9 protein-coding genes are annotated in these 11,618 nt (G+C 65.8%); 3 read left to right on the top strand and 6 right to left on the bottom strand.

Annotated features, from left to right (window positions below; genetic code table 11):
- The first annotated feature begins 133 nt into the window (after positions 1 to 133).
- From QFZ70_RS12005 to QFZ70_RS12015, 3 genes are read left to right on the top strand one after another with little or no spacing between them, the layout of a single operon-like run.
- Positions 134 to 1,642 carry an SDR family oxidoreductase gene (locus tag QFZ70_RS12005; RefSeq protein ID WP_307095852.1) on the top strand — a complete coding sequence of 503 codons (1,509 nt, stop codon included), beginning with the start codon at positions 134 to 136 and terminating at the stop codon, positions 1,640 to 1,642.
- A gap of 43 nt (positions 1,643 to 1,685) precedes the next feature.
- Positions 1,686 to 2,183, top strand: coding sequence for a DUF2505 domain-containing protein (locus QFZ70_RS12010; RefSeq protein ID WP_307095854.1), 498 nt, complete (start codon positions 1,686 to 1,688; stop codon positions 2,181 to 2,183).
- A 3-nt stretch (positions 2,184 to 2,186) separates the two neighbouring features.
- Complete coding sequence (locus QFZ70_RS12015) at positions 2,187 to 2,405, top strand: SCO4848 family membrane protein (protein ID WP_307095856.1); 219 nt, start codon at positions 2,187 to 2,189, stop codon at positions 2,403 to 2,405.
- 89 nt (positions 2,406 to 2,494) lie between these two features.
- Here QFZ70_RS12015 and sufU read toward each other — a convergent pair whose 3' ends face one another.
- The 6 genes from sufU to QFZ70_RS12045 all read right to left on the bottom strand — a co-directional run bounded on the left by sufU (position 2,495) and on the right by QFZ70_RS12045 (position 11,589).
- A complete protein-coding gene (gene sufU, locus QFZ70_RS12020; RefSeq protein ID WP_307095858.1) occupies positions 2,495 to 2,944 on the bottom strand; it encodes a Fe-S cluster assembly sulfur transfer protein SufU in 450 nt (149 codons plus the stop codon).
- Between the two features lie 25 nt (positions 2,945 to 2,969).
- On the bottom strand, positions 2,970 to 4,295 hold the full coding sequence (locus QFZ70_RS12025) for a SufS family cysteine desulfurase (RefSeq protein ID WP_307095860.1): 1,326 nt from the start codon (positions 4,293 to 4,295) through the stop codon (positions 2,970 to 2,972).
- A gap of 478 nt (positions 4,296 to 4,773) precedes the next feature.
- Positions 4,774 to 7,377: a LuxR C-terminal-related transcriptional regulator gene (locus QFZ70_RS12030; protein WP_373461680.1), complete on the bottom strand. Its 2,604-nt coding sequence runs from the start codon at positions 7,375 to 7,377 to the stop codon at positions 4,774 to 4,776.
- 52 nt (positions 7,378 to 7,429) lie between these two features.
- Positions 7,430 to 10,165 carry a LuxR family transcriptional regulator gene (locus tag QFZ70_RS12035; RefSeq protein WP_307095861.1) on the bottom strand — a complete coding sequence of 912 codons (2,736 nt, stop codon included), beginning with the start codon at positions 10,163 to 10,165 and terminating at the stop codon, positions 7,430 to 7,432.
- A 122-nt stretch (positions 10,166 to 10,287) separates the two neighbouring features.
- Positions 10,288 to 10,878, bottom strand: coding sequence for an aminoacyl-tRNA hydrolase (gene pth / locus QFZ70_RS12040; protein ID WP_307095864.1), 591 nt, complete (start codon positions 10,876 to 10,878; stop codon positions 10,288 to 10,290).
- 111 nt (positions 10,879 to 10,989) lie between these two features.
- Positions 10,990 to 11,589: a 50S ribosomal protein L25/general stress protein Ctc gene (locus tag QFZ70_RS12045; RefSeq protein ID WP_307095865.1), complete on the bottom strand. Its 600-nt coding sequence runs from the start codon at positions 11,587 to 11,589 to the stop codon at positions 10,990 to 10,992.
- Positions 11,590 to 11,618: the final 29 nt, after the last annotated feature.

Here is an 11,618-nt window from a genome sequence, read left to right on the forward strand (position 1 = left end):
ACCCAGCCTACCCCTCCCCACCGACATGCCGGGTGGATGCGTGCAGCTAGGCTGGCAACCACACACCAGGCAGGCAGGCGGCCGTCCAGGCGCGCTGCGGCTCCGAACAGCTTAGAGACGAAGAGGAGACAGCATGACCGGAACCAGCAGCACCGAGCGTTCACCCAAGACCGTCCTGGTCACCGGGTCCACAGGTTACATCGGCGGCCGGCTGGTGCCGAAGCTCCTGGAGGAGGGTCACAGCGTCAAAGTCCTGGTGCGATCCCCCAACAAAATCGCGGGCGCGCCATGGCGGGACAGGGTGGAGGTCATGGAGAGCAGCCTGGACGACGGCGACGCGTTGCGGGCGGCGCTGGCCGGCGTCGACGTCTTCTACTACCTCGTGCACTCGATGGCAGCCGGGGCGGGGTTCGAAGCCAAGGAACAGGCGATGGCGCGGGCGGCCGCTGATGCTGCTGCGGCGGCGGGGGTGGGCCGAATCATCTACCTGGGCGGCCTCCATCCCCAAGGCGTGGAACTGTCCACCCACATGCGCTCCCGCGAGGCCGTAGGCAAAGTGTTCCTCGACAGTCCGGTGGACGCCATCGTGTTCCAGGCGGGCGTGGTGATCGGCTCCGGCTCGGCCTCCTTCGAGATGATCCGGCACCTTTCCGAGACGCTGCCGCTGATGCCGGCGCCCAGTTGGGTCCGCAACCGCATCGAGGCCATCGCGGTGCGGGATGTCCTCTACTACCTGGTGTCCGCGGCTTCCCTGGACGGCCCGATCAACCGCACGTTCGACGTCGGCTGCCGCCAGGTGCTCACCTACGCCGGGATGATGAAGGAGTACGCCGCCGAAGCCGGGCTGCCCTACCGGGTGGTGCTTGCACTGCCCGTCCCTGCGCCCAAACTCGCCGGCATGTGGGTTGCCCTGACCACACCCATCCCGCTGTCCATGGCCGTGCCACTGGTCCAGTCCCTCCAGCACGACGCCGTGTCCAATGAGCACGACATCGACCGGTACATTCCGCAGCCCGACGGCGGCCTTACAGCCTACCGCACCGCCGTCGCCCTGGCCCTCGGCAAGGAACGCGACGGGCAGGTGGAGACCACCTGGGCGAACGCCGGGGTGGCTGCCGATCCCCTGCCCAGCGACCCCGACTGGGCGGGGCACAAGGTCTACATCGACGAACGGACCTTCCACGGCGACGTTGATCCCGCCCGCGTGTGGACCGTCATCGAGGGCATCGGCGGGCGGAACGGCTGGTACTCCCTGCCTTTGGCCTGGCAGGTCCGCGGCTGGCTGGACAAGCTGACGGGCGGCGCCGGCCTGCTGCGCGGGCGCAGGCATCCGCATACTCTCGCCGCCGGCGAAGTGGTGGACTGGTGGCGGGTGGAACGGATTGACCACGGCAAACTGCTGCGGCTCCGCGCCGAGATGCGGGCACCGGGCCGGGCATGGCTTGAACTGTCCGTGGAACCGGACGCAAACGGCAGCAGGTACCGGCAGCGGGCCATCTTCTTCCCCAAAGGCCTGAGCGGGCGGCTTTACTGGCTGGCGGTCCTTCCGTTCCACAGCCTGATCTTTCCGGCCATGGCGAGGAACATCACCGGAGCGGCACGGAAGCTCGTGGATGCGGAGCGGACAGCGAGGACCCCGTAGGATGTTTGGAGCTTAATCCGTTCCCCACGTCCCAGGAGGACCCATGGCCCTGAGCGCAACCACCACCCTTCCGCACTCCGTACCCAGCGTTGCAGCTGTCCTGGTGAATGAGGATTTCCAGCGCCACGTCAGCCAGCTGGTGGGCGGCAGCCTCGAATCCTTCACCGTTGACGGCGACGTCGCCGGCGCGTTCAGCGCCACGTCCGTACGGACCCTTCCCACCACCCGGCTTCCCGAGTTTGCCCGCAAGTTCGTCGGTGAGCACCTGAAGGTAACGCAGGTGGAAAGTTGGGATGCCCCCGCGGCGGACGGCTCCCGCCAGAGCAACATCTCGCTGAAGGTCGCCGGCGCTCCCGTGGACGTCACCGCCGTGCAGCGGCTGATAGCTGCCGACGGCGGCACGCGCGTCGAGCTCGAGGGTGCCGTCAAGTCCTCGGTTCCGTTCCTCGGCGGGAAAATTGCCGACGCCGCCGAGCCCATGGTTGCCAAGGCGCTGAACCTGCAGGCCAAGCAGGCCCAGGCCTGGCTGGAAAGCCACTAAGTCGTGGAGCTGCCCGTCTTCGCCGCGCTGGTCCTGATCATCGCCGGCGTCTGGTCCCTGGTGGTTTGGCCGCAGTTCCTGCGCCGGGTCATGAAGGATCCCCGGGCCCGCGACGCCGCCGGCAAGGCCACGAAGTTCCTTACCGTTCACGTGGTCCTGGTGAGCATCTCCATGGTGCTGGGGGCGGCCACCGCCATCATCGGCATCATGTCGCTGTTCTAACCAGGTTCCACTATGAAGTCCGGGCCTCCTTCCTGCGGGAAGGAGGCCCGTACTTTTTGCCGTCAGGCTGCTTGGTCAGGTTTGTGCTGTCAGGCTGCCTGGTTGAGCGCGTCCTCCGCCGCTACCCAGGAAATCATGGCGCACTTCACGCGGGCCGCGTAGCGGGCGACTCCCTCGAACGCTGCCGCATCGCCCAGGAGTTCCGGATCCGCGGTTATTTTGCCCCGGGACCGGAGGACCTCGCGGAAGCTGTCAATCACCTCGTGCAGCTCAGCCACAGTCATTCCTTCAGCCAGGTCCGTGAGGACGGAGGCTGACGCCATGGAGATGGAGCAGCCCGCGCCGTCCCAGGCGATTTGCGCAACTTTGCCGTCGGTTACGGCGAGGCGCAGGGTTACTTCGTCACCGCAGACGGGGTTGAGCTGGTGCGACTGCCCCGTCGTGGCGCCCTCCGGCGCCTGTGTCCCGGCCAGTCCGCTGCCGTGGCGGGCCTTGGAATGGTCAAGGATGATCTGCTGGTACAGGTGGTCAAGGCTCATGTCATACCTTCAAAGTGTTGGTGTCTTAGGCGCGGAAGTAGGCCCGCACACCCGCGACGGCATCCAGGAACTGGTCCACGTCGTCGGTGGTGTTGTACAGGTACGCGCTTGCCCTGGTGGTGGCCGTCAACCCGAGCCGGCGGTGCAGCGGCTGGGCGCAGTGGTGTCCAACTCGCACGGCGATTCCCCGCGAATCAAGGAATTGGCCCACGTCATGGGCGTGCACTCCCTCAACGTCGAACGCGGCGAGCCCTATCCGGTCCTGGCCCGCGGCGGGACCGAGCACCCGAATTCCCGGAAGGGATTCCAGCCCGGTGATCATGCGCTGGCCAAGCTCAGCCTCCCAGCGGTGGATCCGGTCCAGCCCTGTTTCCGTCAGGTAGTTGGCAGCAGCAGCCAAGGCTACCGCCTGGGAGATCCGCTGGGTCCCGGCTTCAAAGCGCTGGGGCGCGGGGAGGTACTCAGCGCGCTCCATGGTCACAGTGGTGATCATTGACCCACCGGTCAGGAACGGCGGCAGGATGTCCAGGATCTCCTGCTTGCCATAGAGCACCCCGATTCCCGTGGGGGCCAGCATTTTGTGTCCGGAAAAGACTGCGAAGTCAACGTCCAGCTCTTTGACGTCCAAAGGCATATGCGGGGCGGACTGGCAGGCGTCCAGGACCACCAGGGCGCCGGCGTTCCGGCCCAGGGCGGTAAGTTCGCGGACGGGGTTGATGGTGCCCAGGACGTTGGAGGCGTGGGTGAAAGCCAGCACTTTCGTCCTCGCGTTGACGATGCCGCCGGCCAGGTCCAGGCGGAGGCTGCCGGCGTCGTCCACGGGTATGTAGCGAAGGCTTGCCCCGGTGCGGAAGGCAAGTTCCTGCCAGGGTATGAGGTTCGCGTGGTGCTCCATTTCCGTCACCACGATCTCATCACCCGGGTTTAGCGCAAGGTCCTTCAACCGGGCGTCGCCCCGCCCCTGTGCCGCCCATAGGCCGGCGTTGGACAGCGCGTAACTGAGCAGGTTGAGGCCCTCCGTTGCGTTGGACGTCCAGATGATCTCGGAGAAGTCAGCGCTGACGAAGTCGGCCACGGTCTGCCGGGCGTCCTCGAACGCTTCGGTGGCCTCGACCGCGAGATGGTGGGCCCCGCGGTGCACGGCAGCATTGCGCTGCTCATAGAATTCCTGCTCGGCTTCGATGACGCTCAGCGGATTCTGGGACGTGGCTCCGGAGTCCAGATAAACCAGGGGGCGTCCGTTGACCTGTTGGTCCAGGACCGGGAAGTCGTTCCGGATGCGCTGCACTTCGGCGTTATCCATGACCGGCAAGGCACGTTCCAGTGTGGCTGGCGTTGATACTACGGCCAAAACTAACTCCTTGAGATGCCAACGGATGACACTCAATTGTCCCACAGCACGGCTGTGGCGGCCGCCCGAGGGGCAGCCGCCACAGCCGCTCCGGGCTTCAGCCCCGCGGAATGGAGGGCCGGCAACGGCTGGGGGGAGAGCCTCGGTCTCAGAAGACTCTGACGTTGCCGGCCCCGCCCAGCCCGGCCCCTAAGGGCCGGAAGATTGTCAGGACGGGAAAGACTTGTTCTGCTGCGGGCAACTCTTGCGGCTTCTTTCGGCCGGTTCCTTTTGCCTCCTTAAGTAAATCCCTCGGAACCACTCTGCGCACGAGTAGGGTGTACTCGAATTCAGCGTCGGCGCACTACGGGGACTGCCTGCAGTACCCGCATCGCCCCAATGGGCAGCTATACCAAGGGCCACGGGCGTGCGCCGCCCGTTTTTGGGCAGGCAAAAGGAGAGCCAAAAACGGTAGTTCGTTGGACCGGCTATTCAAACCTTATTTCGGGAGGGCTGACTCCAGCTCGTCGCGGCTGCGCACACCCAGCTTCACGTACGTGCGGTACAGATGCCCTTCGACGGTACGCACAGAGACCATCAGCCGCTGGGCGATTTCGCGGTCCGTGAGGCCCTGCACGGCCAACCCTACGATGTCCTGCTCCCGGCGGGTGAGGTGGACGGCGGGAGCGGCAGCAATAAACCGGCCTTCCCTGAACCGCTCCCCCAGTTCGTGGTCGCACTTCTCGCGGAGTGCCACCGCCTGCCTTGACCGCCGGCGTTCTCCGGCCTGCTCCAGGACGGTACTGGCACGGGCATAGGCCTCGCGGGCGAGATTCACGAACCCCGCTTCCTCCAGTGAGGCTGCCGTGCCCATCAGGTCATCCCCGTCAGCTGCTTCCCAGCCGGCAGCCAGTGTCAGCATCGCCTGGGCCCATCGGCCTTCCACCGTCTTCGCCACTGACTGCACCATGGGGATAACGGAAGGATCACCGAGGTCCCAGCAGATGGCCAGGATTTCGAGCAGGGTGCCGGCCCTGGCGGTGGCGCCCTGCGTGGTGGCCAAAGTATGGAGCGTCGCCAGACCTTTGCCGTCCCGGGACAAATATTCGGAGGCTGCGGCGCCGTAGGCGGCAGCCAGCAGCTCGTGGGCTGGGCCTCCCGCCATTGCGTCGGTGAAGTCCTGTTCAAGCCGTTTTGCCTGCGCTGCATCCCCCAGCCTGGCGGCCACGTAGAAGCCCAGGGAGGACCCGAAGCGGAACAGCTGCAGCGGATCATTCAGCCTCAGCGCCTCAACGGCCGGCAGCAGCACCTGGTACGCCCGTTCCATGCGGCCTTGCCGAAGAAGCGAGTAGCCCTGGAGCACCTGCAGGCTTCCGTTGAACGTGGCAGCTCCAGCCGCGTGTCCGGCCGCGTAATTGTTCAGTTCCCGCTCGGCCGATTCCCATTCACCCATCGCCAGGTAGCCGGTCACGAGCCGTCCCAGCACGAACTCGGTGAAGAAGAACAGGCTGTCTTCCAGCGGCGGCAGGTCCGAGGCGGCCAGGAGGGCGGAATCCAGTCCCTCGCCGGCGCGGCCGGCGGCAGCAAGGGCGTGGGCCAGCAGCGCTTCACCCAGCACCCTGACCGATTCGCCTCCGGGCTCCGTGGAGGCGATGCTCCGGATGTCCCGGACCTCAGTGGCCAGCGCCCCGGCATCCACCGCTGCCCCAAGTTGCAGGAAGCGCATGACCTGCAGGAGCTGGGCCTGGGGTTGACGGTCCCCTTCGGCATGCTCCCGGGCGTGTTCCCGTACGTCCTCGGCCAAGGCGTCCAATGACTGGCCGGTGGCCTGGTGGGCCGCTGCCCGGAGCAAAAGGACGGCAGGACCGTCAGGTTGATCGGAAAGCTGGCGCCAACAGCTATCCAGCAGGTGGGCGGCCTGGCTGTACGCGCCCTCGTTGTAGAGGGCCCGTGCCTGGATGGCGGTGGCCAACGGCATCAGCAAAGGATCCTGGATCTTGGCGGCTATGGTGCGGGCGCTTGGGTTGCGGAACCGCCTTAGGGCCTCGCGGGCGGCGTCGAGCATTTCCGGGTCCGATGTGCGCAGTCCACATTCAAAGGCCCACTCCACGGACCGAAGCATGCCCTCCCCGCGCAAAACCGTGCCGTTTTGGTGTGCCCGGATCTTTTCCAGCAGCTGCAGGCTGCGCGACACGGAGAGTGTGCTTCGGATGGCGTTGGCGAAAAGGGCATTCCACAGGGAGAGTTCGGCCGGGACTCCAGGGGTCTCAATAATCATCTGCTGGTCAAGGAGCGCCCGGACCACGGCGGCTCCGCTGATGTCCTCAATCACCTTGCGGCCCACCGGGCCGGCAAGCGCGATGAGCTTCAGGGCTTCCTGCTCCTCCGGCCCGCGCCGGATGTGGTCCTTTGTCACCACCGCCGTGAGCTGGGCGCCGTCGGCGGGCACAGGGCCGAGCAACATCCAGATGCCGTTCCGCTTGGCCAGGACACCGCTTTCGGCAGCGTCGTGCAGCAGGGCATCGAGAATGCGGGGATTACCGCCGGACGCAATCCATACGGAGTCGACTGTTGCGGCCGGCACGGTTCCATCGAGGACATTGGCCAGAACTTCTTCAATCTGTTCCCGGTTGAGGGGCCGAAGGTCCACCCGTTCGGCAAGGCCGTCGTACCAGAGCTGGTCCAGCGGCTGCGGCAGCCCGGGCCGTGGCCTGGCAGCCGCCACCACTGTTGCCCACCCTGCGGAGATGAGGTCCGCCACTACCCCGGCCGAGGCGTCGTCCAAGTGGTGGGCATCGTCCACTATCAAAAGGACAGGGGCGCCCCTGCCTGCCTTCAGCTTCTCGAAGTACGTCCACATGGAGCGCAATACCGCCACCGGCGAAACCGACTCTTCCGCGGTCAGCTCACCTGTATAGGGAGTCAGGACGCCGAAAGGTACGGAGGCCAATGCAGAACTCCCATGAATCTGCAGGATGTTCAGATCTCCGGAGAGCCGCTCTGCGATGGCCTCCGTGAGGGACGTCTTGCCGATTCCGGGCCCGGCCATCACAAATACAGCCTGGCTGGTCCCGTTCCGGACGATGTTGCAGATCCGGTCCAGGGGTTCGCGCCGGCCGGTGACAGGGCGCTGGGCGGGTGCCGGTTTGTGGCCGTTAGACGAGTCCAGTCAGATCACCCCTGGAAGTTACGCCCAGCTTTGTGAAGACCTGGTAGAGGTGGCCTTCCACCGTGCGGACGGACACACCCATTTCCAGGGCGATGTCACGGTTCGATGCTCCGCGGCCGGCCAGCCGAGCGATCTGGCGCTCCCGCGCGGTCAGCAACGGGCTGCCACTGCTGGGCACGATGGGAAGGTTCGCCACGGTGGCAGCCAGGATGTCCAGACGCGCTTGGGCGGTCCGGGCGGAAATGGAATCCCCGTCCTGCCGCGCGAAATCCACTGCCAGCGCCATGCAGCGGGCCTCCACGGCGTCCAGTTCGAGGGTGGCCGCGATTTCCCCCGCGGCAAGCAGGGTCTTGGCATCCTTGGTCCGGCTCCCCACTGCGACAAGCCGGGCGATCTCCGCAAGGGGGCCCTGCCGGTGGTCCGCGATCTCCTCCAGCAGGCGGAAGTCAGCGTCGCTGCCGTTGACGGTAGCAGCCAGCAGACTGATCCCGGCGACGGTGTAAAGGCCTGCCCCCATGTACCGCCGGGCTGACTGCTTCAGGCCGGCAGCGGCTTCGGCGTCGCCCAGCCATCGTCCCGCCACCAGCGCGCAGAACTCGATAATGCTCTCCGTGGTGAAACTGGACTTGCCCGGCGTTCGCTGGAGTTTGGCCAGGAATTTGCGCGCCTGGGCAGCGTTGCCCGTCTGTGCGTGGGCGAGTGCTGTCGCGGCGTAGGCACAGCGGAGGGCACTCTGGAGCGGTTGAAGTTCCAGCTGCGCCACCGCAGAAATCAGCGGGTCCAGGGCAACCCCGCCCCGGCCGGAGTAGACATAGGCGAGTCCGGCAGCAAGTTCGGTAGCGGCGCTCCGGTACGGCAGGCGGTCGTATTCCCCGCTGCCGTGCGGGCCCAGGAGATCGATGCAGCGACGCCACTGCCCGGCAATCAGCAGCACCAGGTAGGCCTCCCTGGTGTACTGCTCGCGTAAACCGACCACGTGGGAGGCGTCGGTTATTTGGCCGCCAAGCTGACGCATCAGGCCCAGCGCATCCATTTCCCGCCCGGTCAAGGCCAGCGCCGTCATCAGGATGACGGCGGACTGCATCCGGTAGCCGGTGTCCGGGTTCCGTGCCGGATCTGCCGCAGCCTCGAGGTCTGGGATCATGGCCGCATAGTCGCCGACGAATGCGCGGTACTCGAACCCGCTGAGCGCGACCTGGTTCGCGGCTGCCACGGCAGGGTGCGGCCAGGCTGCCTGTTCTGCCGCGCCCTCCAGCCGTTCACGGGCTTCAGCAAGAAGGGTCGGGACTTTGGCTGCCTGTTCCGGATGCCACAACATCACCCGGGCCTTCGCCGCTATGACACGGGCGTATTCTTCGACACCAACATTGTCCAGTTCCGGCTGGGAAATATCGTCCAGGGCAGCGAGGGCCTGGACCGGCAGGTCCAGCTGAAGATAAGCGCCCGCCTTCTGGCGCTGGGCGGGAACCCACTCCTTGTCCGTCCGCTCCAGCATGTCCGCGTAAGCCAGGGCGAAGCGGGGGTCAAACAGCTGGACGGCGGCTTCGGCAGCTGCCAGGGCCAGGGCCGGGCTCAGCTCGGCCTCACACTCGTGCGTCCACGCGGCGAAGGCCATCAGCTCCTCGACGGTCATGTCCGCGGGGTCCGGTTCGGTACCGCCCAGAAGTGCGCTCCGCAGTTCCCGGCGCCGGGCAATGCTTATCCATGACCGAACGACGTCGCCAATGTACTTTTCCCGCAGGGACACCCACCGGTGGTCCGAGTCGTCAATCTCCAGTAAGCCGGCATCCTCCATGTCCGCCACTACCTCGGCGTGGTACACCGCCGTGAGCCTGGAGAGCTCCACCCGCCTGGCGCAGGAAAGCATCTCGATGACTTCCCTGGTTTCGGGCGTCTCCCGCGACCAGCGTGACCGCACGATGTCGTCAAGGCTGGCGGCGCCGTCGAGCACCACTTTGTCGCGGAGGGTCCAGACGGAGTCCGACAGAACGAGGTTGCCCGAGAGCCGCTGTTCGGTAACAAGCGCTTTCAGCAGCAGCGGGTTTCCGCCCACCATCTGGTGATAGGTGGTGACCAGCGACGCTGAGACCCGGTGGCCGAGCAGGGACAACAGGACCTGGCGGGTCTGCAGTTCATTGAGGTTGCTGAGCCGGACCTCGGTCAGGCGCCGGTCCGTGAGCAGCCAGTGGAAGTCGGCGGGAAGGTCACTGATCTTTGGTGCAACGGCGATAATTTTGGCCGTGCCCGTCAGGAGTACATTCAGCAGCACTCCCGCGCTCATTTCGTCAATGCTGCCGGACGTGTCCAGGGTAATGACGCAGCGCCGTCCGGCGGCGTCGCTCCGGATCAGAGACGTGATCCCGCGGAGAATCGCGGTGGGAGAACCCATGTAGGCCTGCGGCAGGCGCGCGAGCAGGAAGGAGAGGCAGCCGTAGGGAGTGTTGGCGCCGGCGGGCCCGCTCCGAAGCTGCAGGGACCAGACGTCCGCACCAAGATCGGAAACTGCGGCACGGGCGAGCGACGACTTTCCTACGCCCCGCCCTCCCGTGATGACTGCGCCCAGAGAGTTATCGCTGGTCAGGGCAGCGCGGACCGCTTCAAGGTTGGCGCTGCGGGCAGGCGCAGACCACTGTTGCGCCCCGGGCGCGCCGGCGTTTTCGGTGTGCAGCCCAACGTCGTGAGATGTTGACCCACGTCCCCAGCTAAGTGGCTCGATTGACATGAACTAATCCCCTACATCCCGCGATAGCGGGATGTAGCCCCATTGCTCCCCCGCCTACGAAAAAGACTACCTTGTGGCACAGACAAGGAAACAGGTACCGGGGACTTTAAGTTTTTTTGTTGCTAGCGCTCGGACTTCGCCGGATGGAATTTCTGCTGGGCGGACGTGAGCCCCTCGCGCAGGAGCAGCTCCACCGCATCGGCTGCCTCGTCCAGCAGGAAAGGCAGCTCCTTGAGTTCGCCCGAGCCGAAATCGCGCAGCACGTAGTCGGCTGTGTCCATCCGGCCGGGCGGCCTTCCGACCCCCACGCGGACGCGGAGATAGTCCTTCGTGCCAAGCGCTTTGGAGATATCGCGCAGTCCGTTGTGGCCGCCTTCTCCCCCGCCGGTCTTGAGTTTCACAGTGTTGAAGGGAATATCGATCTCGTCGTGCACCGCCACCACGTGATCCGGCGTAATGCCGTAAAAGCTTGCCAGCGCCGAAACGGGTCCGCCGGAAACGTTCATGTAGCTCATGGGTTTGGCCAGCACCACGCGGGGACCACCGATGCCGAGGCGGCCCTCCACCACCTGCGCGCGTGCCTTGTGGGTCTTGAAGCCGGCTCCCACGCGTCCGGCGAGTTCGTCAAGGACCATCTGTCCGACGTTGTGCCTGTTGCCCTGGTACTGCACGCCCGGGTTTCCGAGGCCAACGATCAACCAGGTGTCAGTCATGAATCAATCCTAAAGGGGGCGCGCAGGGGCTTTGGTGCGGGCTGCGGGTAGCAGACATGGCAGTGGCCGGACCCTAGGGGGATCCGGCCACCGCTGAAAGGTGCAGGCTGATTACTCGGCTGCGGCCTCGGAAGCGGCGCCGGCAGCTTCCTCCGTGCCTTCTTCGTCGCCGGACTCGGTGGCCTCGGAGATGTTCACCACGAGGGCATCGGCGTCCGCCAGCAGGACTGCACCCTTCGGCAGGACCAGGTCAGACGCGTGAATGTGCTCGCCTGCGCTGCGGCCTTCAATGCTGACCTCGACGGCGGTGGGCAGGTGGGTTGCCTCGGCCTCAAGGGAGATGACGGTGAGTTCCTGGTTGAAGGCGTTGCCCGGAGCAAGCTCGCCGACGACGTGGACCGGAATGTCAACGGTCACCTTTTCGCCCTGGCGGACGGTGAGGAGGTCGATGTGCTCGATGATCTGCTTGATCGGGTCACGCTGGACGTCCTTGACCAGGGCCAGGTGGCCTTCGCCGTTGATGTCCAGGGACAGCAGGGCGTTGGCGGTGCGGACGGCGAGGGTGGTTGCCTTGGCCGGGAGGGTGATGTGGATGGGCTCTGCGCCGTGGCCGTAGATGACGGCGGGGATCAGGTTGGCCATCCGGGCGCGGCGGGCGTAGCCCTTGCCGAATTCGGTGCGCAGTTCTGCTGCGAGCTTCTGCTCAGACATGGATATCTCCTTGAAAACTAAAACGGTGT

The sequence above is a fragment of the Arthrobacter sp. V1I9 genome (assembly GCF_030817075.1).
Classification (GTDB): Bacteria; Actinomycetota; Actinomycetes; order Actinomycetales; family Micrococcaceae; genus Arthrobacter.

What these genes read in the sequence shown, in the direction of transcription:
- QFZ70_RS12035 (WP_307095861.1), bottom strand. Translation starts at nt 10,165, where the DNA reads ATGTCAATCGAGCCACTTAGCTGGGGACGTGGGTCAACATCTCACGAC.
- pth (WP_307095864.1), bottom strand. Translation starts at nt 10,878, where the DNA reads ATGACTGACACCTGGTTGATCGTTGGCCTCGGAAACCCGGGCGTGCAG.
- QFZ70_RS12045 (WP_307095865.1), bottom strand. Translation starts at nt 11,589, where the DNA reads ATGTCTGAGCAGAAGCTCGCAGCAGAACTGCGCACCGAATTCGGCAAG.
- sufU (WP_307095858.1), bottom strand. Translation starts at nt 2,944, where the DNA reads ATGAGCCTTGACCACCTGTACCAGCAGATCATCCTTGACCATTCCAAG.
- QFZ70_RS12005 (WP_307095852.1), top strand. Translation starts at nt 134, where the DNA reads ATGACCGGAACCAGCAGCACCGAGCGTTCACCCAAGACCGTCCTGGTC.
- QFZ70_RS12010 (WP_307095854.1), top strand. Translation starts at nt 1,686, where the DNA reads ATGGCCCTGAGCGCAACCACCACCCTTCCGCACTCCGTACCCAGCGTT.